The sequence below is a fragment of the Rhodococcus globerulus NBRC 14531 genome, from assembly GCF_001894805.1.
Classification (GTDB): Bacteria; Actinomycetota; Actinomycetes; order Mycobacteriales; family Mycobacteriaceae; genus Rhodococcus_F; species Rhodococcus_F globerula.
Genome location: NZ_BCWX01000008.1, coordinates 22,510 through 48,829, shown reverse-complemented (window position 1 = coordinate 48,829; position 26,320 = coordinate 22,510). Strand labels below are relative to the sequence as shown.

General features: G+C 62.3%; 26 protein-coding genes. 15 read left to right on the top strand and 11 right to left on the bottom strand.

Features of this window, described 5'->3' with window-relative positions; genetic code table 11:
- Nucleotides 1–10 precede the first annotated feature (10 nt).
- Nucleotides 11–2,353 carry a penicillin-binding protein gene (locus tag RG2_RS27645; protein WP_033235922.1) on the bottom strand — a complete coding sequence of 781 codons (2,343 nt, stop codon included), beginning with the start codon at nucleotides 2,351–2,353 and terminating at the stop codon, nucleotides 11–13.
- A gap of 300 nt (nucleotides 2,354–2,653) precedes the next feature.
- On the opposite strand from RG2_RS27645, the gene RG2_RS27640 reads away from it, so the two are divergent.
- Nucleotides 2,654–2,980, top strand: a complete 327-nt coding sequence (locus tag RG2_RS27640; protein WP_033235923.1) for a WhiB family transcriptional regulator — start codon at nucleotides 2,654–2,656, stop codon at nucleotides 2,978–2,980.
- A gap of 31 nt (nucleotides 2,981–3,011) precedes the next feature.
- On the opposite strand, the gene bagB is transcribed toward RG2_RS27640, so the two are convergent.
- Together bagB and bagA are read right to left on the bottom strand one after the other, a co-directional pair.
- Entirely contained in the window at nucleotides 3,012–4,166 is a 1,155-nt protein-coding gene (gene bagB / locus RG2_RS27635) for an ATPase BagB (RefSeq protein WP_051730659.1), read from the bottom strand.
- 35 nt (nucleotides 4,167–4,201) lie between these two features.
- A complete protein-coding gene (gene bagA, locus RG2_RS27630) occupies nucleotides 4,202–5,218 on the bottom strand; it encodes an ATPase BagA (protein ID WP_033235925.1) in 1,017 nt (338 codons plus the stop codon).
- Nucleotides 5,219–5,271: 53 nt separating this feature from the next.
- Between bagA and sp36 the strand changes: the two genes are divergently transcribed.
- The 9 genes from sp36 to RG2_RS27590 all read left to right on the top strand — a co-directional run bounded on the left by sp36 (nucleotide 5,272) and on the right by RG2_RS27590 (nucleotide 12,617).
- The gene (gene sp36 / locus RG2_RS31920) at nucleotides 5,272–5,445 is read left to right on the top strand and encodes a Sp36 family protein (RefSeq protein WP_092805866.1); all 174 of its coding nucleotides are present in this window, start codon (nucleotides 5,272–5,274) and stop codon (nucleotides 5,443–5,445) included.
- Nucleotides 5,442–5,912, top strand: coding sequence for a RidA family protein (locus RG2_RS27625; RefSeq protein ID WP_033235926.1), 471 nt, complete (start codon nucleotides 5,442–5,444; stop codon nucleotides 5,910–5,912). The genes sp36 and RG2_RS27625 overlap by 4 nt, the downstream gene beginning before the upstream one ends.
- On the top strand, nucleotides 5,912–6,697 hold the full coding sequence (locus RG2_RS27620) for an MBL fold metallo-hydrolase (RefSeq protein WP_033235927.1): 786 nt from the start codon (nucleotides 5,912–5,914) through the stop codon (nucleotides 6,695–6,697). The genes RG2_RS27625 and RG2_RS27620 overlap by 1 nt, the downstream gene beginning before the upstream one ends.
- Nucleotides 6,698–6,823: 126 nt before the next feature.
- Nucleotides 6,824–8,299, top strand: coding sequence for a 2-hydroxymuconic semialdehyde dehydrogenase (locus RG2_RS27615; protein ID WP_033235928.1), 1,476 nt, complete (start codon nucleotides 6,824–6,826; stop codon nucleotides 8,297–8,299).
- Between the two features lie 43 nt (nucleotides 8,300–8,342).
- On the top strand, nucleotides 8,343–9,116 hold the full coding sequence (locus RG2_RS27610; RefSeq protein WP_033235929.1) for a 2-keto-4-pentenoate hydratase: 774 nt from the start codon (nucleotides 8,343–8,345) through the stop codon (nucleotides 9,114–9,116).
- Entirely contained in the window at nucleotides 9,113–9,595 is a 483-nt protein-coding gene (locus RG2_RS27605; RefSeq protein ID WP_033235930.1) for a RidA family protein, read from the top strand. The genes RG2_RS27610 and RG2_RS27605 overlap by 4 nt, the downstream gene beginning before the upstream one ends.
- Nucleotides 9,592–10,113: a 3-hydroxyanthranilate 3,4-dioxygenase gene (locus tag RG2_RS27600; protein WP_020909788.1), complete on the top strand. Its 522-nt coding sequence runs from the start codon at nucleotides 9,592–9,594 to the stop codon at nucleotides 10,111–10,113. The genes RG2_RS27605 and RG2_RS27600 overlap by 4 nt, the downstream gene beginning before the upstream one ends.
- 3 nt (nucleotides 10,114–10,116) lie before the next feature.
- A complete protein-coding gene (locus RG2_RS27595) occupies nucleotides 10,117–11,112 on the top strand; it encodes an amidohydrolase family protein (protein WP_033235931.1) in 996 nt (331 codons plus the stop codon).
- A gap of 158 nt (nucleotides 11,113–11,270) precedes the next feature.
- Nucleotides 11,271–12,617, top strand: a complete 1,347-nt coding sequence (locus tag RG2_RS27590; protein ID WP_033235932.1) for an MFS transporter — start codon at nucleotides 11,271–11,273, stop codon at nucleotides 12,615–12,617.
- A 53-nt stretch (nucleotides 12,618–12,670) separates the two neighbouring features.
- Here the strand turns inward: RG2_RS27590 and RG2_RS27585 are convergent, their stop codons facing one another.
- The 4 genes from RG2_RS27585 to RG2_RS27570 form a co-directional block, all read right to left on the bottom strand.
- A complete protein-coding gene (locus RG2_RS27585; protein ID WP_033235933.1) occupies nucleotides 12,671–13,597 on the bottom strand; it encodes a LysR substrate-binding domain-containing protein in 927 nt (308 codons plus the stop codon).
- Nucleotides 13,598–13,634: 37 nt separating this feature from the next.
- A complete protein-coding gene (locus RG2_RS27580) occupies nucleotides 13,635–14,912 on the bottom strand; it encodes a carboxylesterase family protein (protein WP_033235934.1) in 1,278 nt (425 codons plus the stop codon).
- Nucleotides 14,913–15,074: 162 nt separating this feature from the next.
- The gene (locus RG2_RS27575) at nucleotides 15,075–15,749 is read right to left on the bottom strand and encodes a Crp/Fnr family transcriptional regulator (protein ID WP_033235935.1); all 675 of its coding nucleotides are present in this window, start codon (nucleotides 15,747–15,749) and stop codon (nucleotides 15,075–15,077) included.
- 280 nt (nucleotides 15,750–16,029) lie between these two features.
- Nucleotides 16,030–16,293 carry a hypothetical protein gene (locus tag RG2_RS27570; protein WP_033235936.1) on the bottom strand — a complete coding sequence of 88 codons (264 nt, stop codon included), beginning with the start codon at nucleotides 16,291–16,293 and terminating at the stop codon, nucleotides 16,030–16,032.
- Nucleotides 16,294–16,373: 80 nt separating this feature from the next.
- On the opposite strand from RG2_RS27570, the gene nth reads away from it, so the two are divergent.
- From nth to marP, 4 genes are read left to right on the top strand one after another with little or no spacing between them, the layout of a single operon-like run.
- Nucleotides 16,374–17,150 (top strand): endonuclease III, encoded by a 777-nt coding sequence (gene nth, locus RG2_RS27565; protein ID WP_033235937.1) that lies wholly within the window; start codon nucleotides 16,374–16,376, stop codon nucleotides 17,148–17,150.
- Between the two features lie 5 nt (nucleotides 17,151–17,155).
- Entirely contained in the window at nucleotides 17,156–17,809 is a 654-nt protein-coding gene (locus tag RG2_RS27560; protein ID WP_033235975.1) for a TlpA family protein disulfide reductase, read from the top strand.
- The gene (locus RG2_RS27555) at nucleotides 17,806–18,525 is read left to right on the top strand and encodes an NUDIX hydrolase (RefSeq protein ID WP_033235938.1); all 720 of its coding nucleotides are present in this window, start codon (nucleotides 17,806–17,808) and stop codon (nucleotides 18,523–18,525) included. The genes RG2_RS27560 and RG2_RS27555 overlap by 4 nt, the downstream gene beginning before the upstream one ends.
- Nucleotides 18,522–19,712 carry an acid resistance serine protease MarP gene (marP, locus tag RG2_RS27550; RefSeq protein WP_033235939.1) on the top strand — a complete coding sequence of 397 codons (1,191 nt, stop codon included), beginning with the start codon at nucleotides 18,522–18,524 and terminating at the stop codon, nucleotides 19,710–19,712. Before RG2_RS27555 ends, marP begins: the two co-directional genes overlap by 4 nt.
- A gap of 4 nt (nucleotides 19,713–19,716) precedes the next feature.
- On the opposite strand, the gene RG2_RS27545 is transcribed toward marP, so the two are convergent.
- From RG2_RS27545 to nhaA, 3 genes are read right to left on the bottom strand one after another with little or no spacing between them, the layout of a single operon-like run.
- A complete protein-coding gene (locus RG2_RS27545; protein ID WP_033235940.1) occupies nucleotides 19,717–20,649 on the bottom strand; it encodes an alpha/beta fold hydrolase in 933 nt (310 codons plus the stop codon).
- A 10-nt stretch (nucleotides 20,650–20,659) separates the two neighbouring features.
- Nucleotides 20,660–21,169, bottom strand: coding sequence for a phage holin family protein (locus tag RG2_RS27540; protein WP_033235941.1), 510 nt, complete (start codon nucleotides 21,167–21,169; stop codon nucleotides 20,660–20,662).
- Complete coding sequence (gene nhaA, locus RG2_RS27535; RefSeq protein ID WP_033235942.1) at nucleotides 21,166–22,401, bottom strand: Na+/H+ antiporter NhaA; 1,236 nt, start codon at nucleotides 22,399–22,401, stop codon at nucleotides 21,166–21,168. Before nhaA ends, RG2_RS27540 begins: the two co-directional genes overlap by 4 nt.
- 240 nt (nucleotides 22,402–22,641) lie before the next feature.
- Here nhaA and RG2_RS27525 point away from each other — a divergent pair, with 240 nt between their 5' ends.
- The gene (locus tag RG2_RS27525) at nucleotides 22,642–24,027 is read left to right on the top strand and encodes an MFS transporter (RefSeq protein WP_033235943.1); all 1,386 of its coding nucleotides are present in this window, start codon (nucleotides 22,642–22,644) and stop codon (nucleotides 24,025–24,027) included.
- Nucleotides 24,028–24,086: 59 nt separating this feature from the next.
- Here RG2_RS27525 and acs read toward each other — a convergent pair whose 3' ends face one another.
- Complete coding sequence (gene acs, locus RG2_RS27520) at nucleotides 24,087–26,018, bottom strand: acetate--CoA ligase (RefSeq protein WP_033235944.1); 1,932 nt, start codon at nucleotides 26,016–26,018, stop codon at nucleotides 24,087–24,089.
- Between the last annotated feature and the right edge of the window lie 302 nt (nucleotides 26,019–26,320).

Here is a 26,320-nt window from a genome sequence, read left to right as displayed (position 1 = left end):
CGTGTGGATGCTAGCGCGGTTGTGGCGCTCCGGGTGCCGGCGAATCGGGTGCCGGTGAGGCCGGAGCAGGTGAGCCGTCCGGTGCCGCCGGTGCCGCCGGTGCGCGTACCGACCCGTCACTGATGTAGATCGTGATGGTGGAACCCGGTATCGCCGAGCCGGACGGAGATGCGCCGGTGACAGTTCCGGCACGCGCGCCCGATGCGGACGTCACCGCGTTGACGGTGAATCCCGACTCCTGCAGGCGGGACGTGGCAGCGGACTGGCTCAATCCGACAACCTCGGGAACCTGTCCGTTCTGCGAGCCACGTGCATACTTCTGATCGATCGGCGGAAGCGCCGTCGGACCGAAATTGTTGGCAACCGGCATCATCGCGGCGAACCAGCTCCGAGCCGGTTCGGTACCGCCGTACAGGTTTCCGCTGTAGCACGGGCGAAGCGGAGTCGAGCAGATCTCACCCGGAGTCGGGGAGTCGCCGAAGATGTAGACGGCGGCGGCCAGATTGTTCGTGAAGCCGAGGAACGCCGAAGACTTGTGGGTCTCCGTGGTACCGGTCTTACCGGACATCGGCAGAGACCATCCAGCGCTGCCTGCGGCACCCGCAGATGTACCTGCACCCACGTCGTCGCGGCTGAGCGCATTGGCGAGGGTATCGGCCAATCCGGGCTCGACTACCTGCTCGCAGCCCTGTTCCGTGACCGTCACCGGCTTGCCGTTGCGGTCGACGACGGAATCGATCGGACTGGGCGGGCACCACTTGCCGTGCGACGCCAATGTTGCCGCGACGTTCGACAGTTCGAGCGGATTGATCCAGGTCGGGCCGAGCGTGAACGAGCCGAGATTCTGTTCCTTCTGGAAGTCGGCCATGCTGCGATCGTCGAAGCCCGATGTATTGGGCTCGGCATACGAACGCAGGCCGAGACGCACGGCCATATCGACTGTCGGCGTCACACCGGTTGCTGCGATGAGCTTCACGAACGCGGTGTTGGGCGACTGCGCGAGAGCATCCGTCACCGACATCGTCGCCGGATAGTTACCGACGTTCTCGACGCAGTACGTGGACACCGGACATCCCGCCGCGCCGCCACTACCGAAGCCCTTTGCGTCGAAGCGGCGGGGAACCTCGAGCATCGCGTCGATGCCGAGGCCCTTCTCCATGGCGGCGGCGGTCGTGAAGACCTTGAACACCGAGCCTGCACCGTCACCGGACAGTGAATACGGCTGAGCCAGGACGGTTTCGCTGGCGTCGGCGTCGAGACCGTACGTGCGGCTGCTGGCCATCGCCACGACCTTGTGCGAGTCCTGGCCGGGCCGAATCACGCTCATGACGTTGGCGATGCCGTCGAGGTCCGCCTTGGCGTTTGCATTGAGACCAGCCTTGGTGGATGCCTGCACCGCCGGGTCGAGCGTGGTTTTGATGAGGTAGCCGCCCTCATTGATCTGTTCGCGACTGATCCCGGCGTCCGAGAGGTATTTGAGTGCGTAGTCGCAGAAGAATCCGCGGTCACCGGCCGCGATGCATCCGCGCGGGAGCGTATTTGGGGTGGGTAGAACACCCAACGGTTCGTCTTTGGCCGCCCGGAACTCGTTGGCCCGGTCGGAAATGTTGGTGATCATGGTGTCGAGCACGGTGTTGCGGCGCTCGGTGACACCTTCGACGTTGGTGTACGGGTTCAAGGCCGAACTCGACTGAACCATGCCGGCGAGCATCGCGGACTGCGGAACGCTCAAGTCTTTGGCGTCGATGCCGAAGTACGTCTGAGCGGCATCCTGGATTCCGAAGGAACCGTTACCGAACGGCACCAGGTTCAGGTAGCGGGTGAGGATCTCGTCCTTCGTGAGTTCCTTGTCCAGGGTGAGCGCCATCCGGATTTCGCGGATCTTGCGAGCCGGAGTGGTCTCGATCGCGGCGCGGCGCTCGGCATCGGTTTTTGCGACGACCAACAGTTGGTAGTTCTTCACGTACTGCTGATCGAGCGTCGACGCACCCTGCTGGACCTCACCGGAGGTGGTGTTGGTCAGGAAGGCGCGCAGCGTTCCCTGCCAGTCCACTCCCTTGTGATCGGGGAATCGACGGTCCTCGATGGAGACGATCGCCAACTTCATGTTGTTCGAGATCTGGTCGCTCGGGACTTCGAACCGGCGCTGCTCGTACAGCCAGGCGATGGGATTGCCCGCCGAATCGACCATCGTCGATACCGCGGGGACCGTGCCGTCGACCAACTCCGCTGAAACGTTGTCGACCGTGTCCGCGGCTCGATTGGATGCGAATCCGAGTCCGCCTGCCAGCGGAAACATCACTCCGGCAACGAGGACACCGGCCAAGGCAGAGCTTCCGGCGAGCTTCGCCACTGTTTTTGCAATCGACACGATCTACAGAGTACGTGTGCGCACCCCATGGACGTGGCACGCGAAGAATTCGTGCCGAATAAAACGTCCTGAACACCCGGTTTGTACTGCCGTACCAAAAAAGGTGGACGCCCGTCTTGCGTCTGGGCGTTTCTTTACCTAAATTGTGTGAACGGTGTGATTGACATAACACTCGATCACGAATGTGTCTCAGCTTTCGTCGTGATATCCCGCGACGGAAGCAGAGATGTTGTGCTGCTCGCCCTCGAGGCGACGGACATACTTTGTAGAGGGGACCAGAGAATGTACACAGCCACCCCGAGTAGCCGTTTGGATGTCGAACAAGCAGAGGCTCGCATCGCCTGGGTAACACAGGCGCGCTGCCGCGAAGTAGATCCGGATCAGCTTTTCGTTCGAGGTGCCGCGCAACGTAAGGCAGCAACAATCTGCCGACACTGCCCGGTCCTGATGCAGTGCGGCGCCGACGCTCTCGACAACCGCGTCGAATTCGGAGTGTGGGGCGGTATGACCGAACGCCAGCGACGCGCTCTCCTCAAGCAGCACCCCGACGTCGACTCGTGGTCCGAATTCTTCGAGGACCGACGCCACCAGCAGTCAACTGCTGTCTGACCTAGCTTTTTCTGGTCTAGCCTTTCCTGATCTAGCCCTTCCGAGTGAGCTGGTCGCCCACAGCGCGCAGTGCCTCGAGGTCCGATACCTCGAACGGCAGTGACGGAACGCCGATCAGCGGCACCCTCGGATGAGCTGCGGTAAACCGGCTCAGCAGCGCCACTTCACGTTTGGCGATTGCTGCGCGGTGAGCATGAATGCGAAGTACCGCCTCCGTCAGCGCCTCGGCGTCGGTCGGATTCTCCTTGGCTGAGAGTTTGTCCGCAGCCGTTGCCGCGTGATCAGCCGGCAGCGCGGTCAGAGTCGGATGTGTTCGGTTCAACACCAACCCGGCCAGCGGCATCGAATCTCCGGCCAGGCGGTCCACGAAAAACGCCGCTTCCCGCAACGCGTCAGGTTCCGCAGCAGCGATCACCAGAAAATGGGTGCCTGGCTGACGCAGGAGTTCGTACGTCTTGGTTGCGCGCTCGCGGAAGCCACCGAACATCGAATCGAGCGACTGAACAAACGCCGATGCGTCAGCGAGCATCGCGCTTCCGACGATCGTCGACACACCCTTCAGCGCCAATCCCATCGCGCCGGCAACAAGCTTGGTCAAACCTCGCCCCGGAGCTGAGAGCAACCGGATCATCCGGCCGTCGAGGAAGGTTCCCAGTCGCTGCGGAGCGTCCAGGAAATCGAGTGCGTTCCGGGACGGCGGCGTATCCACGATCACCAGGTCCCACTTGTCGTTCGACGCAAGCTGTCCCAGCTTCTCCATCGCCATGTATTCCTGAGTTCCGGAGAACGATGTGGCAACGGTTTGGTAGAAGGGGTTCGCGAGGATCTGCTGAGCCTTCTCGGGGCTGGAGTGCTCGAGCACCATCTCGTCGAACGTGCGCCGCATGTTGAGCATCATCGCGTGCAACTCGCCCGTTGCTTCCGGACCGAGTTTCACCGGTTGTGGTGTGTTGTCGAGTTCCGCGACGCCCAGAGCCTGAGCCAGCCGCCTCGCCGGATCGATCGTGAGAACGACGACGCGTCGGCCCTGCTCGGCCGCCCGCAACGCCAGCGATGCCGCCGTGGTGGTCTTGCCGACGCCGCCCGCGCCGCAACACACCACAATTCGTGCGGTCGGATCGTTGATGATCGCCGAGATGTCGAGTACCGGAGCACTGCGGCGGCCGGTTCTGGAACTGCCGACCATGACATTGTCAGGGACCGCGTTTTCGGTGGTTTCGGTCATCGGACACCCTGTTCCATGAGGTATTCGGCCAGTTCGTAGAGGCCACCCAGATCGACGCCGTCGGCCAGAGCCGGCAAGTGCAGTCGGGCGCCGTCGATCTCCTGCAGTTTCTCCGAACTGGATTCCTGCGCTTCGAGAACAGACGCGTGCTCGATGGTTTCGGTCAGCAGTCCGGCGAAGTCGTCGTCCGACAGTTCGAGGCCGACATCCGTGAGCGTGGATCGAATGGACGCGGCATCGATCTCTCCGGCCGCAGCACCCGCCAGAGTGCCCTCCGGCAAGAACTTCGGGCTGGTGCGGTTGACGATGATCGCGCCGAGATTGAGCTCGTCGCGCGCCAATTCCAAGGCGGCATCCGCGGTTTCCTGCACGGGCAGAGCCTCGAGTAGCGCCACCAGATGCACCACTGTTTCCGGCGAGTGCAGCAGTCGCACGACGCCCTCACTCTGCGAATGCACCGGCCCACCTTTGGCGAGATCGGCCATAGCCTTCGTGACGTCGAGGAAACTGCCGATCCGGCCCGTCGGCGGGGCGTCGACGACAACGGCGTCGTACACCCGTTTCCCGGTCCGATCAGTGCGGATGACGCACTCCTTGATCTTGCCGGTGAGCAGTACGTCACGCAGGCCAGGTGCAATGGTCGTGGCGAACTCGATGGCGCCGAACTTGCGCATCGCGCGGCCCGCGAAGCCCAGGTTGTAGAACATCTCCAAATACTCGAGGAAAGCCGTCTCGATATCGACGGCCAACGCCATCACCTCACCGCCACCCTCGGCAGCTGCGACTTTCGTTTCCTGTGGGGGTAGCGGTGGCACGTCGAAGAGCTGCGCAATTCCCTGGCGGCCCTCCACTTCCACCAGCAGAACGCGTCGGCCGCCTTCGGCTAACGCGAGCGCCAAGGCGGCGGCTACCGTCGACTTACCGGTCCCGCCTTTTCCCGACACAAAATGCAGGCGGGCCTTCGATGCGGACTCCGGCCAGCTCTTGCTCAGCTCATCTTGGGATGCAACCACACCGCGAGCCTATAAGTCTGGGGCCGAAGATGTGCGCGGGATAGGCTCACCACATGAGTGAATTGACTTCCTGGGAATACACCGTTACTCCGTTGCTGGTCCACAACCCGAAGGCCATCCTCGACAATTGGGGCGTCGACGGTTGGGAGCTGGTGACGGTTCTTCCGAGCGCGTCGGGCGAACAGCACGTCGCATACCTCAAGCGTCCGAAGGTTGCAGGCGCATGACCGAAACAACACAGACCTGGTCAGCGCGTCTCGCGGAACTCGGCATCGAACTGCCCGCGGTTGCGGCGCCGGTCGCTGCCTATGTCCCTGCGGTTCGTAGTGGCGATCACGTCTACACCTCGGGCCAGTTGCCTTTTGTCGACGGAAAGCTGTCGCTGACGGGCAAGCTAGGCGCGGACGCGTCGGATGCTGACGCAAAGGCCGCCGCGCGTGTCTGCGCGCTCAACGCTCTTGCCGCGATCAACGCCCTGGTTGGCATCGACAACCTGGTTCGGGTGGTCAAGGTCGTCGGATTTGTCGCCTCCGCGCAAGGCTTCACCGGTCAGCCCGGCGTGATCAACGGCGCGTCCGAATTCCTCGTCGAGGTCTTCGGCGACGCAGGCATTCACGCTCGCTCCGCTGTCGGTGTTGCAGAACTTCCCCTCGGCTCCGCTGTCGAGGTGGAACTGATCGTAGAAGTTCGCTGATGACAACGGTTCATCCCGCATACGCGCAGTTTCGCCGCGTCACCGACATCGCGTCGGTCATGCTCGAGAACAACCCGGGCATGATGACGCTCGACGGCACCAACACCTGGATTCTGCGAGCGCCGGGCAGTGACGAGTTTGTAGTTGTCGATCCCGGTGACAACGACGAAGAACATCTGCAGCGAGTGGCCGGAGTCGGCGCGGTGGCGTTGGTCCTGATCACGCATCGGCACTTCGATCACACCGGCGGAGTGAGCCGTTTTCACGAATTGACCTCGGCGCCAGTGCGTTCCGTTTCTCCCGAGTTTCTGCGCGGCAGCGGTACGACGCTTGTCGACGGTGAACTCATCGAGGTTGCCGGGCTGCGCCTGCGTATCGTGGCAACTCCTGGTCATACCGCGGACTCCGTCTCGATCGTCATCGAGAACGAGGGCAGTGTGCTGACCGGTGACACGATACTCGGCCGTGGCACAACGGTTCTCGATGATTCGGACGGCGATCTGGGGGACTACCTCGCATCGCTGCGTGCGCTCATCGAACTCGGTGACGGGCGAACCGTTCTTCCTGGGCATGGCCCGGAATTGCCTGACCTGCAGGAGATTTCGAAGCACTACCTCGCGCATCGCGAAGAACGGCTCGATCAGGTGCGAGCGGCATTGGTCTCGCTCGGCGATTCCGCGTCGGTACGCGACGTGGTCGAGCACGTCTATTCGGATGTCGATCCGAAACTCTGGCCGGTGGCAGAAAAATCGGTCAATGTGCAGTTGGCGTATCTGCGTCGTTGAACTGTGTTGCGGAACTGCCGCCGGGGCGAGCGAAGCGACGGGGATGTGCCCGTTATGCCAATTGAGGTATAGCTGGCGGCAGTTTTTGCATTTGTTTGATATGGGTTCGGGGCCAATAGTTAGTCCATGACCTCACAATGCGACGGATGGATCCGCAACTACGTGGATGGCTCCTATGTCGAACCCGACGCGTCGTCGAGCTTCGACCAGGTGGACCCCGCAACCGGCCGTGTTCTTGCCAAGGTCCATGAGGCCGACAAGGCCCTGGTCGATCGGGCTGTGACCTCGGCCAGACGTGCTCTGGACAACGGTTGGGCCGATACGCCGGTCCGTGAGCGGACGGCGCTGCTACGACGCGCCGCGGATCGGATCGAGGAGCGGTTCGAGGAATTTGTCGCCGCGGAGATGGCGGATACGGGCAAGCCGATCACGCAGGCGCGCGAACTCGACGTTGCTCGCGCCCTGACGAACTTCCGTACGTTTGCCGACATCGTCGCCGCAGCGGGGCAGGAATCGTTTGTCACGGATCTGGCCGGCGGCAAGCAGGCGCTGAACTACGCGATCCGCAAGCCGCTCGGTGTGGTTGCGGTCATCGTGCCGTGGAACCTGCCGCTGCTTCTCCTGACCTGGAAGGTGGCGCCCGCTCTGGCGTGCGGAAACTCCGTGGTGGTCAAGCCTTCCGAAGAGACGCCGGCGACGGCGTCGTTGCTGGCCGAGGTGCTCGAAGAAGTCGGCCTGCCTGCCGGCGTCTACAACGTCGTGCACGGATTCGGTGCGAATTCTGCGGGCGAGTTCCTCACCACCCACCCCGGTATCGACGGTGTCACCTTCACCGGATCTTCGGTAACCGGCTCGCACGTGATGAAAACCGTTGCACCACGGGTGCGTCCGGTCTCGTTCGAGCTTGGCGGCAAGAACGCCGCGATCGTGTTCGACGACGTCGACATCGACGAAGCGTTGACGGGTCTGACCAAATCGGTGTTCACCAACACAGGCCAGGTCTGCCTGTGCACCGAACGGGTGTACGTGCACCGCAGCATTTTCGACGACATCGCCGGTGGACTTGTCGAGCGGGCAGCAGGATTGCGTCTGGGTGACCCGACGCTCACTGCGACGACGACAGGCCCGCTCATCTCGCAGGCGCACCGGAAGAAGGTTCTCGACTACTTCGAGATCGCCGAGCAGGAGGGCGCGAAAGTTCTTACCGGTGGCGGAATTCCGGATCTCGGGCAGGATTTGTCCGGTGGATCGTGGATCGAACCCACCCTGTGGACTGGCTTGACCAACAAGAATCGCGTAGTGCGCGAGGAGATCTTCGGACCCGTCGCAGCACTCATCCCGTTCGATACCGAGGCAGAAGCGATCGCCTTGGCAAACGACACCGAGTACGGCTTGGCGGCCTCCGTGTGGACCAACGACCTGCGTCGCGGACACCGCGTCGCCCAGAAGATGAACGTCGGAATCTCCTGGGTCAACACGTGGTTCACCCGTGAACTGCGGTCTCCCTTCGGCGGCATGGGCCTGTCCGGCATCGGGCGTGAGGGTGGCGAGTCCTCGCTGCACTTCTACACCGAACCGACAAATGTGTGTGTGCAACTGTGAACATCGAAACCGCAGGAAGTTCCAGAGAAATGAGCGAGGCGTGATGACAGCCCCAGAAGACACCGTATCCGCGCTCGCGCGTCGCCTCGACGACGCTGCGCAGAGTCGCACCGACACTCCGAGCCTCGCCGACGATCACACTATCGATATCGACGACGCCTACCGGATTCAGAACGAACTCATCGAACGACGCACTGCCCGTGGCGAATCGGTGGTGGGCATCAAGCTCGGCTTCACCAGCCAAGCGAAGATGGCGCAGATGGGTGTCTCCGAAGTGATCGTCGGGCAGTTGACCGACGCGATGGCGGTGACGGACGGCGGTGACCTGGAACTATCGACGTTCATCCACCCCAAGATCGAACCCGAAGTCGCGTACCGGCTGTCGAAGGACGTCGATCTCGACGACCCGAGCGTGGACATCGAATCCTGCGTCGACGCGGTTGCTCCGGCGATGGAGATCATCGATTCGCGCTACCGCGACTTCCGCTTCACCTACACCGACGTTGTCGCCGACAACACCAGTGCCGCCGGATATGTCATCGGCCCGTGGCAGTCGATGCGCAGTGCCGCGAACTTGGTGGTGCGCATGGAGGTAGGAAGCGAAACGGTAACCGGTTCCACGGCAGCAATCCTCGGAGATCCCGTGCACGCGTTGCATGCCCTGGTGGATATCGCCCGCCGTCGGCACATTCCGCTCCGGGCCGGCTACGTGATTCTGGCCGGCGCAGCGACTGCTGCCGTGCGACTCGACGAGGGAGTCGCACAGTGCAGCATCGACGGACTGGGTACCGTCTCGGTGAATGGTGTACGGCGATGAGTGGGGCGCAGGTCATCGAGAAGATGGCAAAGCCGCGCGGAAAGTTCCCGCACGTCAAGGTGGTAGGTGACTTCGTCTACGTCTCCGGTACCAGTTCACGTCGGCCCGACAATACGTTTGTGGGCGTGGAGGTCGACGAGATGGGCACCACGGCGCTCGACATTCGCGCGCAGACACGTGCCGTCATCGAGAACATCGCGGCGATCCTCGCCGAGGTGGGTGGTGAACTGCGTGATCTGGTTCAGGTCACGTCATACCTGGTGTCGATGAACGACTTCGGCGGATACAACGAGGTCTACGCCGAACTATTCGATGAAAACGGTCCGACGAGAACCACAGTGGCAGTTCACCAATTGCCCCACCCGCACTTGCTCATCGAGATTTCCGGTGTGGCCTACGTGCCTGCCTCCCGACGGCTGTCAATCGAGAACCCCGCCGCCCGACGGCTGTCAATCGAGAACACGGAGAACCCATCATGACCACTATTCCTCCCGTCATCGACTTCAAGAAATGGATCGACGACAACCGCCACCTGCTGCAGCCACCGGTCAACAACCAGACGATGGCACTCGGAGACGACTTCATCGTGCAGGTTGTCGGTGGGCCCAACCAGCGGACCGACTACCACCTCGACCCGTACGAGGAGTGGTTCTACCAGGTCGAGGGCGACATCCACGTCAACGTCATGACCGAAGACGGACCGGTGCGGGTCGACATCCGCGAGGGCGAGAGCTGGTTGCTGCCGGGAAACCTGCCGCATTCACCGCAGCGCCCCACCTCGGGATCGATCGGCCTGGTGATCGAAAGAGTGAGACAGGAAGGAACATTGGAGCACTTCCAGTGGTACTGCCTGGAGTGCAATCACAAGATCTACGAAGTCGAACTTCAGGTGCGCGACATCGTGGCCGACCTTCCGCCCGTCTTTGTCACGTTCTACGAGAGTGAAGACGCCCGCACGTGTGACAAGTGCGGCACGCTCCATCCCGGCAAGGGCTGAGCGATGAGCAACATGATCGACATCCACACCCACTACGTGCCCAACGGGTGGCCCGATCTCACGGCTGATGCCGGCCCGGATGCGCCGTGGCTGAAAGTGGAGTCGGAAACCGAAGCCATGATCATGATGGGCACCAAGGAGTTCCGACGGATCCAGTCCGACGCCTGGGACGCCGAGGTGCGCCTGCGTGACATGGATGCCGACGGTATCCATACCCAGGTCGTCTCGCCGACACCGGCATTCTTCAACTACGGCCGAACAGGCGAGCAGGCCAGTCGTATCTCTCGGATCTTCAACGACCTGGCGCTCGAGATCGTCGAACCGGCAAAAGATCGACTTATCCCGTTCTGTCAGGTTCCGTTGCAGGACACCGATGCTGCGTGCCGCGAACTCGAACGATGCATCGCCAACGGGCACCGAGGCGTCGAGATCGGCAATCACGTCGGCGACCTCGATCTCGACAGCGAAGGAGTCGTGACATTCCTGCAGCACTGCGCGTCACTGGATGTTCCGGTCTTCGTGCACCCGTGGGACATGGCGTCCTCACCGCGCCTGGATCGGTGGATGGCGCAGTGGCTCACCGCAATGCCCGCAGAAACGCATCTGTCGATACTCGCGCTGATTCTCGGCGGCGTGTTCGACAAGATCGACGACCGACTCAAGATCGGATTTGCCCACGGCGGCGGATCCTTCGCGTTCTGGCTCGGCCGGATGGAAAACGCCTGGCACGGCCGCAACGACATTATCGGTACATCGGAATTCCCGCCGTCGCACTATCTGGGCCGGTTCTACGTGGATTCTGTCGTCTTCGACGAACGCGCATTGCGACTACTGGTCGACACAGTGGGCGTTGACCGGGTGATGGTGGGAAGCGATTACCCGTATCCCCTCGGCGAGCGACCGGTGGGTGAGGTGGTGCGCAAGAGTGAGTTCTTGGACGAGACTGCACGCCAACTGATCTCGCGGGGAAATGCGGAACGCTTCTTGGGGATCGGCTGATCCTTCAGCTATACCATTTCCGGTATGCCGCACGGTGATTTCGGCATTTGTGAGTCATGTCTCTAATGAGCATAATTCAGGCAACCTTTGAAACATGCTCGGCAAAAACAGATTTCACCGTACCGTACTGCCACTCATCCAATCGATAGGTATCCGCGATGACCACAAGCGTAACCAGTGACGGAAAGCCGTTGCCGGAGAAAGCTGCCCGCAGCCGGGTTGCCATGGCAACCCTCGCCGGCACAACCCTCGAATGGTACGACTTCTTTCTTTACGGAACAGCCGCAGCGCTGATCTTCAACAAGCAGTTCTTCCCGAGTCTGAGTCCGACCGCCGGCACCCTCGCAGCCTTCAGCACCTTTGCGGTCGGGTTCATCGCCAGGCCCGTCGGCGGCTTGGTGTTCGGGCACTTCGGTGACCGGATCGGTCGCAAGGCGACGCTTGTGGTGTCTCTGGTGATGATGGGAGTCGGGTCCACACTGATCGGACTCATTCCGAATTACGATTCCATCGGTTTCTGGGCGCCGGTACTTCTGGTGGCGATGAGAGTTGTCCAGGGTATCGGCCTCGGCGGTGAGGGCGCCGGTGCCACGCTGATGTCGATGGAGCACGCACCAGCCGGGCAGAAGAACCTGTATGCGGGTTTCCCGCAGATGGGCACCCCCGCCGGACTTGTTCTGGCCAATGGCATCTTCCTGACCACCAGTGCATTGATGTCGGACTCGGCCTTCCAATCGTGGGGTTGGCGCATACCGTTCCTGCTCAGCTTCGTTCTGGTGGCGATCGGTCTGGTGATCCGGTTGCGGGTTACCGAATCGCCCTCGTTTGCCGGGATCATGGAGAAGGGCGAGATAGTCCGGTTCCCGCTGCGTGAGTCGCTCAAGGTCGGGTTCCCCCGGTTGTCACTGACGCTGGCCGCGTGTTTGGCGAACTCCGCCGTGGCATATGCCTTCATGGTGTTCACTCTGTCGTACGGAACTCAGCATCTGGGCTACGACAAACAATTCCTGGTGCTCAGTGTCACCGCGGCAGCGGTCCTGTGGTTCCTTTCCATCCCGATCTGGACCAAGGTGGCCGACAAGTACGGTCGACGGCACATGTTCATCGGAGGATCCGCCGCAATCCTGTTGTGGTGCATCGCGTTCTTCCCGCTGCTGAACACCGAGAACAAGGTCGTTGCAGTTGTGGCGTTCCTGGGAATGGGACTGATCATTCCGGTGACTCATTGTGTCCAGGGAAGCATCATTGCCGACACGTTCCCGGCCAAGGTTCGATACTCGGGTTCGTCGTTGATTCTGCAGAGTGGTGCAATTCTGGGCGGCGGATTGGCTCCGATGATTGCGACGGCTCTGCTGGACGCCACGGGATCATCTGTGGGCGTGACGTGGTACCTGGCGTCGATCTGCTCGATCAGTCTGGTTGGCGCGATAGCGCTGTTCAAGGTGGTGCCCGACTCATCGCGGGGATTGCAGCACGAAGAGCAGCGGGTGGCAGAAAACGCCTGACGTGTAACGATATTCGAAGCCCGCTCCCGCTCCGGGAGCGGGCTTTCGAACGTTTACTGGTTCATGAGTTCTTCCGCGAAACTGCGCAACGACGCGATAAGTGCCTGTGCCGACGGACTGGACGTCCTCGTCGCCGACGATGTGAGACCGACGCTGTGACCGATGGGATCCAGGGTGATCGGGAGTGTGGTCAAGCGGGTGTCGTCGCGATGAATCAGACTCGGAAGGACAGCGATCATGTCGGTTTCCAGCAAGAGCTGTCGCACCGTGAGGAAAGACGTTGCCTCTACCCGGTTCTCGGGTAAGGGGAGACCGTTCCTGGCGAAGAACTCCTCGAGTTCGCGTCGGAGCACCGTTTCGACGCCGGGCAGGATCCAGGGGAACTCGCGGAGTTCGTCGAGCTGCACCTCGTCACGGTTGGTCAGTGGATGATCCACGCGGGTAACAAGTTCAACTGACTCGGCGTAGAGATTGCGTCTGACGGCGCGGTCGTCTGTCGGTGCTGTGAGTCGGCCGACGATGAGGTCGATACGACCGGCCTCCAAGTCGGTGAGTAACTGCTCCGGAGTGCCTTCGCGGACGATCACGGTCAGTAGCGGATGCTGAACTTTCAGCCGCGCAATGGCGCCGGGCAGCAAGACGTTGGAACCGGCGAGATGTGTTCCCACGATGACGGTTCCGCGGTGTGCGTCGGCCAATTCGACGACGTGTCGGCCCGCTTCGGTGAGCTGAGCGATAACCGCCCGAGCGTGGGTGGTGAAGGCCTCGCCGAATATTGTCGGGGTGATGCCGCGTGGTCCGCGATCGAACAGGGAGACGCCGAGGATGGACTCTATGTCGTGGAGGCTGCGGGTTGCCACAGGTTGTGTGATGTGCAGTGCGGCAGCGGCGCCGACCACGCTGCCCTGACGGCTCAGGGCGTCGACCAGAAGCAGGTGGCGAAGTTTGAGTCGCCCGTCGAGGAGCTTGGGCATGTCCATATCTGCAATCCTAGCGGGGATTGCCGCCCGAAGTTGCTCAGGTGAAGGTGATTCCGATCGGTTCGTCGGGCGAGAACTTCTTCCAGGTGTTCTCGTTGTCCGGACTTCCGTTATGTGCAAACGAAGTCCAGAGCGTGCGGATGCGTCTACCCATTTCGTCGACGGTGGTCCAGTCGGCTATGCCCAGCATGGGTGAACCGTGCCAAGACTTTTCGGTGCCGAGGATGAACGGAAGTTCGATGCAATGCGTAGCACCGAAGATGTTCTCGGGAGGTGTCCAGTCGAATCGGTAGGTGTAGACCGAGGTACCCGCCTGAGTGAAGGTATCGGCCAGTTCTGCGACCGTCTCGGCAAACATGTTCTGCGTCAACGTGGTTTCGTCGGCCATGGAGCCGCCGGGGAGCCCGCGAACGAAGGCAGATCCCTCGTCGTGGGTATATCCGATGACTACTTCTGTCACGCCACTGTCGGCGCTTCCGGTAAGTGGTGCAACGTCGGATATCGGGGCAAAGGGTGGCTGAACAACATTTTCAGACCGTCTGCCGAACTCGACGGCTGTGGCGCGGAAGGCGTCCAGGATTAGGGGGAGGGGAGCGGTATTCGGATCGCCGTCGAGCAGTCGGGCAAAGGTCTCGCCGTTCTCGATCGCAGCGGTCCTGGTTAAGTTGAGGTCCAGCCGCGGGGTGCTTTGCAGAATTGCTCGGTGGAACAAAGGCCGAGAGTTATTACTGTTCAACAGGTTCACGATGGAATGAGCGCCGGCGGACTGGCCGAACACGGTGATCGAATTGGGATCACCACCGAATCCCGCGATGTTCTCGCGTACCCACTCGAGGGCCGCGATCTGATCGTGGACGCCGAGGTTGCCCTCGCTGACGCCCTCGAGGAGGAGATAGCCGAGTACGCCTACGCGATAGTTGACCGATACGACCACGACATCGCCTTCGGCCGACAACGCGCCGCCGTCGTACCACGCCAGTGAACCTCCGCCGCTGGAGTATCCACCGCCGTGCAGCCACACCATGACGGGCCGGCTACCGGACAACGAGGGCGTCGTGACTGTGACGGTGAAACTGTCCTCACTCTGCTCAGGCTCGGGGTGCGGCGCCCCCATGACACGCTCGAGTCGCGACGGTGGTTGAGGAAACACGGTGCCTGGCATGGTGGCGTCGAGAATGCCGGTATGAGACGCGGCAGGTTCGGGCCGTTGGAATCTGGCCGCGGTTGCGTAGCGGATCGCGCCGAAATACAACGAACCGTCGCGTCGGATGCCGCGGAACTTCCCCGCAGCAGCGGAAGCGATTATCTCGGACATGCATCCCCTTGGAGTCGTGGCTGTTCCAACGAGCATGCCAGCGCTCGCACGTGACACAAATGCCTATGTGGTTGCGCGCTATACCCGTCGCGCCGAGCGTCGGAAACGACTTCGGCCGCCCCCACCGATGTGGGAGCGGCCGAAAGAGTCGAGACGGTAGAACTAGCGTGCGAGACGCGCGAGACGCTCGGAATCCGAAATCAGGACGCTCTTGCCTTCGAGGCGCAGCCATCCGCGATGAGCGAAGTCGGCCAGGGCCTTGTTGACGGTCTCACGGGAAGCGCCGACCAGCTGGGCGATCTCTTCCTGGGTGAGGTCGTGAGTGACGCGCAGCGCGCCACCTTCCTGGGTGCCGAAGCGCTGTGCGAGCTGCAGCAGTGCCTTGGCGACACGGCCGGGAACGTCCGTGAAGATCAGGTCGGCGAGCGTGTTGTTGGTACGACGCAGGCGACGTGCGAGAACGCGGAGCAGCTGCTCGGCGATTTCGGGGCGCTGCTGGATCCAAGCCTTGAGAGCGTCGCGGTCCATGCTCACGGCACGAACCTCGGTGACGGTGGTGGCCGTCGAGGTGCGGGGACCCGGGTCGAAGATGGACAGTTCGCCGAACATGTCGGACGGACCCATGATCGTCAGCAGGTTCTCGCGACCGTCAGGTGAGCGTCGACCGATCTTCACCTTGCCGGACACGATGATGTACAGGCGGTCACCGGGTTCACCCTCGTTGAAGATGACATGTCCACGGGGGAAGTCGACGGGTTGCAGCTGCTTGGTCAGCGCCGCTACCGCTGAGGGCTCGACTCCTTGGAAGATGCCGGCTCTTGCCAGGACGTCGTCCACGTGCGCTCCTTGTTGGGATTTGTTCGTTTGTGGTGTCATTTTTTGCGCTATCTAACTTTGTACCCGGTTGTGCTTGGTTTGTACGCACGAACCGCCCAGACGCAGGCCTTCACTCGTGCGAGCGAGACGCTGCGTCAGACACAGTCCGTGTTGAATACAACAGGTACGGCATCGAAGTCTACGTCCCACGCGCTCGGCACGAGTGATTGATGCCACGAAAGCGTCGAAATTATCCTGATGGCGAATAAAATTGACTACCTTGTATGCCTCTTCGATCGCCTTAGCGAGTGGGCAGTTCTTCTGCGCCCGATTGCCGCGGAGCGATGGCCGGTCGACCCTTCCGGCGCAGGTGGAAGCGGGCAAACGCATGCGGGAACCCATCGGTCGCCAGCGACGCGACGTCGTCGGGACCAGCCTGGTCGAGGAACTCCGCCACCTCGTTCTCCCTGACCGAGAGTCGACGCAGTCTCCGTTCGACCCGTTCCATGGCCAGCGCGAAAAGCATCAACAGCACTGGGAAGAGAATCACGGCGAGTCCTTGCATAGAGGAGAGTAAACACGGCCAACATCTCGGAATCGACACGACCAAATGTCATGTCGGGGAGTATCCGTACAGTTGTCTGAGTGCAGACCACCCCGACCGAGCGCTCAGCGACCCGCCGGTCTGCCGGCGCTCGCGACGAGGAATCCCATCTCGCGCTGGTCCGTCGCGCGCGTCGGATGAACCGGAAACTAGCCGTTGCCTTCCCACATGTGTACTGCGAACTGGACTTCACGACGCCCCTCGAGCTGACGGTGGCGACCATTCTGTCGGCACAGTGCACCGACGTCCGCGTCAATATGGTCACCCCGGCGTTGTTCGCCCGTTATCCCGACGCCAAGGCTTACGCCGAAGCCGACCGGACCGAGCTCGAGGAGTACATCCGGTCAACGGGCTTCTACCGGAACAAGGCCAACTCGCTGATCGGATTGGGTCAGGCGCTGCTCGAGCGTTACGACGGCGAAGTGCCGAACAAACTTGCAGACCTCGTGACGTTGCCGGGAGTCGGTCGCAAGACAGCCAACGTGGTTCTGGGGAATGCGTTCGACGTCCCGGGAATCACCGTCGACACCCACTTCGGGCGTTTGGTACGTCGGTGGAAGTGGACGGACGAAGAAGATGCCGTCAAGGTCGAACATGCTGTCGGGGCTTTGATCGAACGTAAGGAATGGACCCTGCTGTCACATCGTGTGATCTTCCACGGACGACGCGTCTGTCACGCGCGTAAGCCGGCGTGCGGAGTGTGCGTTCTGGCCAAGGACTGCCCGTCCTACGGCCTTGGTCCTACCGACAAAACTGAAGCTGCTGCGCTGGTGAAGGGCCCGGAGACGGAGCATCTGCTTGCTCTGGCCGGGTTGTGACCCAGATGTCCAATGCTGCTCGGTGGTCCCTTGTTGTGCTTGCGGTTGTCGTTGCGCTCGCTGTTGCGATCTGGCCGCGCGGGGGAGATGACACCCCGGTTTCGGCTGGCGGTTCCTCGACGTCCGCCTATCGGCCGCCGACGTTCACCCCGTCGACCGAATCGCTCGATCAGCTTCGTGGGCAAGCCGGACTGACAGCGTGCCCGACGCCTACCACCGAAGCTCCGGCCGGCGCCGCACTCGCTGGGATCACGCTCGACTGTGTTGCAGACGGAAGCTCGGTCGATCTTGCTGCCGCGCTGGGAGGTAAGCCCGCGCTGCTGAATTTGTGGGCGTACTGGTGCGCGCCATGCGCCGAAGAACTGCCGCATTTGCAGGAATTTGCGGATCGCGCGGGGGACAGTATCACTGTGCTGACCGTGCATTCCGATCCGAACCAGGAAAACGCTTTGACCCGACTGATCGACTATTCCGTTCGACTACCCGGAGTTCAGGACGGTTCGAGCAAGGTGCAGATTGCCGTCGGCGCGCCACCTGTGCTGCCGGTCTCTGTGCTCATTCGTCCCGACGGAACCGTCGCGAAGGTGTTGCCTCAACCGTTCCGCAGTGCGGATGAGATAGCTGCCGCCACGGCGCAGTATTTGGGAGTTGTCGTATGAGCTCATCCGTTCCCGAATGGTTACGTGCTGTAGCCAGCACCCAACCCACTGATCCACATCGACTCAACCCCGTGCTCGACCGTCGCCCGCCGCGCGGGACGACCACCAGGCCAGCCGCGGTGCTCGTCCTCTTCGGAGGATCCCGAGAGGCTGATCCCATGTGCCTCGGTGGGATGCCGGACGACGCTGACGTACTACTGACACAACGCGCGTCGACTATGCGCCAGCACAGTGGACAGGTCGCTTTCCCCGGCGGTGCCGCCGACGACGGTGACGACGGTCCGATCGGCACAGCGCTGCGCGAGGCGCACGAAGAAACAGGTCTCGACCCGCGCGGTGTGCTCCCGCTGGCGACGTTGCCCGAAATCTTCATTCCACCGTCCGGATTCGACGTGACCCCGGTGATCGCTTATTGGGAAGACCCGGTCTCGGTGGGCATCCAGGATTCCGGCGAGGTCGGCCGTGTCGCGCGGGTTCCGCTGCGCACTCTGCTCGACCCCGACAACCGCTTCCAGGTGCGTCACCAGGCCGGATACCAAGGTCCGGCGTTTTTGGCCGACGGCATGCTCGTGTGGGGCTTCACTGCCGGAATACTGGCCGGACTCTTCGAGGTGTCCGGTTGGGAAATCCCCTGGGATCATCACGACGTGCGTGATCTGGACACAGCGCTCGCAGAACTGGGCGAAGACATCGAAGATTCGGCGGTTCCCCGATGACAGGTTCGCGGTGGGTCGATCTTGCGATCGTGGTGGTGGCTCTCATCGCCGCGACATCGGGATGGCGTCAGGGCGCGGTAGCGTCGGCGTTGGCTTTTGTCGGTGTGATTCTGGGTGCTGTCGCCGGAATTCTGCTGGCACCGCATGTTCTGGTGCATGTGACCGAGGGCAAGCTGCGCATCCTCGCCGGCATCTCACTGATCGTCGTGTTGGTGATCATCGGCGAAGTTGCCGGCATGGTTCTGGGCCGAGCCGCGCGCAGCGGTATGCATTCTCCGGCCGCAAGATCAGTGGACAGCGTGATCGGTGCAGGGCTTCAAGCAGTGGCCGTGGTGGTTGCCGCGTGGCTTTTGGCAATTCCGCTGACGTCGTCGTCTCAGCCCAACGTCGCAGCAGCAGTCCGAGGGTCGAACGTGTTGGCCGGTGTCGACGACCTCGCGCCGCAATGGTTGCGGCAGATTCCGACGGAATTCTCGGCGCTGCTCGACACCTCGGGATTGCCCGATGTCATCGGTCCGTTCGGCCGCACACCCATCACCGAAGTGGAAGCGCCGGACGCGAGTGTTCTGGCGAGCCCGCTGGCCGCGCAGTTGCGTCCGAGCGTTCTGCGCATCAACGGCGTCGCGCCGAGTTGCCAGCGCGCGCTCGAAGGTTCCGGGTTCATCGTCGCGCCTGAGCGTGTCATGACCAACGCACACGTCGTGGCGGGTACCGAGAGCATCACCGTCGACACGATGCAAGGTGCACTACCCGCCCAGGTTGTGCTCTTCGACTCGGCCGTCGACATCGCGATCCTCGCGGTGCCCGGACTCGAGGCGCCGGTTCTGCCGTTTGCCGCTCAGCCCGCTCAAACGGGGGACAACGCACTGGTGCTCGGATATCCGGGTGGAGGTCCGTACACGGCCAGCGCGGCTCGTGTTCGCGAAATCCTGAACCTCAACGGTCCTGACATCTACAAAGCCGGCACCACACAGCGTGAGGTGTACACCGTTCGTGGATCGATTCGACAGGGCAATTCCGGTGGGCCCATGGTCAACGATCAGGGTGAGGTGCTCGGTGTCGTGTTCGGTGCCGCCATCGACGACACCGACACCGGGTTCGTCCTCACTGCCAATGAGGTGTCGCGCCAACTCGCCATGGCGGAAAGCGCGTCGACGCCGGTCTCCACCGGCGTCTGCATTCTCTGAGTAGCTAGTCGGCTGCCAGGAAGTCCCGGAGCGCGTCGTTGACGCGCTGTGGGGCTTCCCAATGGGCGTAATGACCGACTCCGGAGACGGGGTGCAACTGTTCGCCGGGCGCCCAACGCCGACCGCGTCGTATTGTCCGCGTGAGAATGTACGGGTCGAGTTCGCCGTGTATCTGCAGGATCGGAATGTGCAGTGTCTGATCCATCAGACGCATGAACCGGCGCCCCTCGGTGCGAAGCTGACTTCGGAACGCCCACCGCTGGTACTCCAGCGTCGAATGAGCGACCCCCGGAATGCGGATCGCTGAACGTAACTTGGAGACAACGTCACCGAACTCGGCCTGCTCGGGCCACGCAGGACCCGAGCGGGAGCGCACCAGACGCTCCACTTCGGCGCCGTTGTCGGCAGTCAGACGCCGTTCCGGGCGGAACGGAAGCTGGTTCGCCAGGAACGACGGGAAGAGTGCCTTGCGCTGGTAGCGGTCGCGGAGGACGGATTGTTTGAGCGCATGCGGATGCGGCGACGACACCAGAGCGATCGACCGCACCAGTCGCGGGTGCAGGATCGCGGTTGCCCAGCACACCAGGCCGCCGTCGGCGTGACCGATCAGCGTGGCCTTGCCGAATCCCATCGCCCGGATCAGTCCGGCCACGTCGCCGGCCAGCGTCCAACCGTCGTATCCGCGGGGCGGTTTGTCGGAGTCACCGTAGCCGCGTAGATCAATGGCAACCACTCGGAAACCCTGCGTGGACAGTGCCGTCAACTGGTGGCGCCATGACCACCAGAAGTCGGCAAAACCGTGCAGGAGAACCACCAACGGGGCATCCGGATCAGCGTCGCCGACCTCGACGACGTGAAACCGGATGCCGTTGGCATGAATGTCCCGGTGAATCCAGGGGCCGTCGAATCTGACGGTGGATGGATCTGGGGCTGACACAGCTGCTTCGTTACCTGCGCGCGTTGAAGTCGACCGACGGCTTTGTGTCGTCGTGGCTGCCGGGAATGACGCTCTTTGCGGCTCTGAGCGATTCGATCGTCTTCTCGGGAGCCCGCAACTTGCGAACCCGCAGATAACCGAGAAGTGCGAGTACTGCGGTGGTCAGCACCATGATCAGGAACACGATCAGGAAAGCGGCCCAACGCTCGAGCCACACGCTGAGCAATTCCGCCAGGAAAAAGAAGAAGAAGAATGAACTGAACAGCAGAACAGTGAAGGCCAGAATGAAGAAGACGCTGCCCTGCAGCCCCTTCTTGACCTCACCGGTGACTTCGGCCTTGGCAAGCTCGACTTCGGCACGCACCAGTGTCGAAACCTGAGCCGTCGCATCCCTGACCAGTGCACCGATCGAGGCTTCAGCCGGTGTTCGGGCGTCTACGTCGGTGAGAGGAATGGACGACACCGTGTTCGGCACCCCATCTCCGGTGAAGCGTTGGCTCTCTCCGTTGGTCACGCTCACTTGTCGACCTCTCCAGGTAGTTCTCTCGCGTCTGTGGCTATGGCATTGGCTTCAGCTCGCGCCGCATGAACCCGTCCACGTCGCCACAGCAGCGCTGATCCGATCAGCGACGCTATCAACGATGTCACGAGAACTGCGGCCTTCGCTATTTCGGCCTCGCTGCCATCGCCGACCCCGTCCAGTGCGAGGTCTGCTACAAGCAGGCTAACGGTGAACCCGATGCCGCCGAGCACTGAGAGGGCAAACATGTCTCTGCGTTCGAGTGTCTTGGGCTTCGTGGCTATGCCCAATTTGATCGCGAGCAGGGAAATTCCGAAGATTCCCACAGTTTTTCCGACGAGGAGGCCGACAAAGACCGATTGCCCGACGGGGTCGGTGAAGATGTCGCCGAGTACCTCGGCGTTGATGGGAACGCCGGACGCGAACAGTGCGAAGACCGGAACGCAGAAGCCGGCAGAGTACGGCTGGATGCGATGTTCGAGTCGGGTGCCGGGGGCGTATTCCTCGTCCTTGTCGCGGACAACTCGGGTGAGCAGGCCGAGCGCGACGCCGGCGAGCGTGGCGTGGATACCGGCCTCGTGCATCGAGTACCAGGTGAGCAGGGCAAGTGGCACGTAGAGGAACGGCGTCGTGATGCGTTTGTGTTGGGCGTAGGCGTACACCGCAAGCGCCGCAGCGGCGGTGAGCAGCCACAACATCGCGATCGACGCGGTAAAGAGCACCGCGATCAAGATGATGGCCAGGAGGTCGTCGACTACCGCAAGACTGAGTAGGAACACGCGGGCGCTGGCCGGTATCCGGGAACCGGTCAGGGCGAGGATGCCGAGGGCAAACGCGATGTCGGTGGCAACGGGGATCGCCCAACCCTTGTCCATCCCAGGAGTGCCGAAGCCGATCGACGCCGCGATGAGCGCGGGAACGAGAACTCCGCCACATGCCGCGATGATCGGAAGCGCTGCAGCTTTGCGATCGGAGAGCTCTCCGACAACCAGTTCGCGCTTGAGCTCGAGGCCGGCCACGAAGAAGAAAATGGCCAGCAGACCGTCCTGCGCCCAGGTGCCGAGACTGAGGTTCAGGTGCAGCGCCGACGGTCCGATCTGGAAGTCGCGCAGCGCGATGTAACTGTCGCCGAGTGGTGAATTCACCCAGATCAGAGCAATGGCAGCGGCGATCAGCAGGATAGAGCCGCCAACGGTTTCGGTGCGTAGGTATCGGGACAGTTCGGAACGCATTGTGGAGATCACGCGGGAGCAACGCCTTTGTTCGGTTTGCAGACATGTGGACGCGACGAATCACGTGCCGACCAGACTTCCCGGCTCACCTTTACGGAATTTTATCGCGGATTCGGTCCAGAACCCGAATTTGCGCGAGAAAACGCGCAGGGTGTTCAATTCCTACTGACTGAGATTCATCCCACCAATTGGGCAATGTTCGTATAGCGCAATGTTCGTACAGCTGCAGGAGCACCACGAGTGAGCACGTCACTGAGTAAGAACCCGCCGACGCCGGCCGGCGGCGAAACCGTCGGCGGCGTACCTCGCCGTCGAATCGTTGTCGCGAGCATGATCGGCACGTCGATCGAGTTCTACGATTTCTACATCTACGCAACGGCAGCGGTGTCGGTCTTCCCGCTTCTGTTCTTCCCCAAAGGCAACGACACCACCGCGCTCCTCGCGTCGCTGGCGACATTCGGTCTGGCATTCGTGGCGCGTCCGCTCGGGTCGATTCTGTTCGGTCACTTCGGCGACCGGGTCGGACGTAAAGCGACCCTCGTCGGCTCGCTCCTGACGATGGGCGTCGCAACCTTCCTCATCGGCCTCCTGCCGACCTATTCACAAGTCGGGCTGCTCGCGCCTGCGCTACTCGCGCTGATGCGCTTCTGTCAGGGCCTCGGCCTCGGCGGTGAATGGTCCGGAGCAGCGCTGCTCGCCACCGAAACCGCAAAGGAAGGCAAACGGGCCTGGGCGGCCATGTGGCCACAGTTGGGTGCACCCATCGGCTTCTTCCTTGCCAACGGACTGTTCCTGACCATCTCGTTGATGATGGACCACGACAGCGCCAACCCGGACCTCGATGGCGCGTTCCTCTCGTGGGGCTGGCGAATTCCGTTCCTGCTCAGCGCAATCATGGTGATGATCGGTCTGTACGTGCGTCTGCGGCTCGAAGAAACGCCGGTGTTCGCGCGCGCCGTCGAGCGCGGCGAGAAGGTCAAGACACCCCTCGCCGAGGTATTCAAGACAAGCTGGCGTCAGCTGATCATCGGCACATTCGTCATGCTCGCCACCTACACGCTGTTCTACCTCATGACCACGTGGGTCCTGAGCTACGGAATCGGCAAAACCGCTGCGGACGGCGGTACGGGAGCGGGCTTCAAGTACACCGATTTCCTTGTCCTGCAGCTCATTGCGGTCGTGTTCTTCGCAGCTGCGGTCCCGGTGTCCGGGTGGCTGGCCGACCGCTACGGTCGACGGATCACGCTGCTCGTCATCACCGCGACAATGATGCTGTTCGGCCTCACATTCGGACTCTTCCTGCACACCGACGGTATGAGTGACGGTCGCATGCTGGCCTTCCTGGTTGTGGGCATGATCCTCATGGGCCTGACCTTCGGACCGATGAGTGCTGTTCTCCCGGAACTGTTCCCGACCAACGTCCGGTACACGGGCTCCGGTATCGCCTACAACACCGCAAGCATCCTCGGTGCGGCAGTAGCGCCGTTCATCGCGGTCTACCTGGTCGACCACTACGGCGTCGGCTGGGTCGGGATCTACCTACTCGTCGCGTCGGCTCTGACGTTTGTTGCATTGCTCGTCATGCGTGAGACGAAGGACGAATCGCTCGATGATGTAGGGGCGTAGCCCCTGTGCGCCTTTCCGGTAGTGGGGACTACCAGAAAGGCGCACGGGGGCCGCAGGCCCTACTTACCGCGGATTGCGTCGAATACCTTGGGGTCGACCAGGGTTGAGGTGTCTCCGAGGTCGCGGCCTTCGGCGACGTCGCGCAGGAGGCGGCGCATGATCTTGCCGGATCGGGTCTTCGGCAGTTCCGGCACGATCGTGATCTGACGGGGCTTGGCGATGGGGCTGATGTCGGTGGAGACCTGAGCCTTCAACTCTGCGATGAGGATGTCGCCGGTGTTTTCGACGCCTTCGCGCAGGATGACGAACGCGACGATGCCCTGTCCGGTGGTCTCGTCCGCGGCGCCGACGACGGCGGCTTCGGCGACGCCGTGATGGTTGACCAGTGCCGATTCCACTTCGGAGGTGGAGATGCGGTGGCCGGAGACGTTCATGACGTCGTCGACGCGGCCGAGGACCCACAGGGCGCCGTCCTCGTCGTACTTGGCGCCGTCACCGGCGAAGTACCAGCCTTCTTCGGCGTAGCGGGACCAGTAGGTGTCGCGGTAACGCTCCATGTCGCCCCAGATGCCGCGGAGCATCGCCGGCCACGGCTCGTCGAGGACGAGGTAGCCGTTGCCGCCGGGGCCGAGGGGCTTGGCGTCGTCGTCGACGATCTTCGCGGAGATACCCGGTAGCGGCGCCATCGCGGATCCGGGTTTGGTGGCGGTGATACCGGGCAGCGGGGAGATCATGATCGCGCCGGTCTCGGTCTGCCACCAGGTGTCGACGATGGGGGCCTTGTTGCCGCCGATGACGTCGCGGAACCAGCGCCACGCTTCGGGGTTGATCGGTTCGCCGACGGAGCCGAGGAGGCGGATGGAGGACAGGTCGTGGGCGTCGGGGATCTCGCGCCCCCACTTCATGAAGGTGCGCACGAGGGTGGGTGCGGTGTAGTAGATGGAGACGCCGTACTTCTCGATGATGTCGAAGTGGCGGTGCTCGTTCGGGGAGTTGGGGGTGCCTTCGTAGACGACCTGGGTGACACCGTTGGAGAGGGGTCCGTAGACGATGTAGGAGTGTCCGGTGACCCAGCCGATGTCGGCGGTGCACCAGTACACGTCCTTGCCGGGCTTGTGATCGAAGACGTTGTGGTGGGTGTAGGAGGCTTGGGTGAGGTAGCCGCCGGAGGTGTGGATGATGCCCTTGGGCTTACCGGTGGTGCCGGACGTGTAGAGGATGAACAGGGGATGTTCGGCGTCGAACGGCTGTGCCTCGTGCTCGGGTGAAGCCTGGGCGACGGTCTCGTGCCACCACAGGTCGCGACCGGGCGTCCACTCGACGTCGATGCCGGTTCGGTTGACTACCAACACGTTCTGTACGGAGTCGGCTCCGGCGACGGACTCGTCGACCGCTGTTTTGATGGGTGCTGCGGCGCCGCGTCGCCACTGACCGTCCACGGTGACAACAAGTTTGGCTTGCGCATCGTCGATGCGTGAGCGCAGCGCGGTGGCGGAGAATCCGGCGAAGACGACCGAATGGGTCAGGCCGAGGCGGGCGCACGCGAGCATGGTGACGATCGCTTCGGGGATCATCGGCATGTAGATGGCGACGCGGTCGCCGGCGACGAGGCCGAGGTCGGTGAAAGTGTTTGCGGCGCGGCTGACTTCGGCGAGAAGGTCGTTGTAGGTCAGATCGCGGGAATCGCCCGGTTCGCCTTCGAAGTGAATGGCGACGCGGTCACCGTTGCCGGCGAGGACGTGGCGGTCGACGCAGTTGTAGGCGACATTCAACTGTCCGCCGACGAACCACTTGGCGACGGGGGCGTCGGTCCAGTCGAGGACGTCGGTCCATTTCTGGTGCCAGTGAAGGCGCTCAGCCTGATTCGCCCAAAAAGCAAGGCGGTCGGTATCTGCGGCAGCCTGCAGTTCCGGTCCCGCGTTGGCGGCCGCAGCGAACTCTGCGCTCGGCGGATATGCCTGGGGGACGTCCGTTTCGGCTGCGCTTGTCATGGCTGACGGCCTTCTTTCCATATTGATCGACACTTTTCTGACTCCGTGTGAGGGTAGTCACAAGCTCGCGCAAACGCACCGTTGCATCACGTTGCAACTCGTTGTCCTGCGACGATCGGTCGAATCGATGCGACGGGTGGTCGCTTCCGACGACGAATGAATGTGTCCGAATTGAATTACCCCCAAATTTCCAACAATGGGTGCGGTGCGCACTTCGAGGTTGATGTGTCTATTGTCAAACCATTATTCGACCGCAACTCGAAGTTACGTTCATCTTCAGTTGTAGGCGACACGACGCCGGC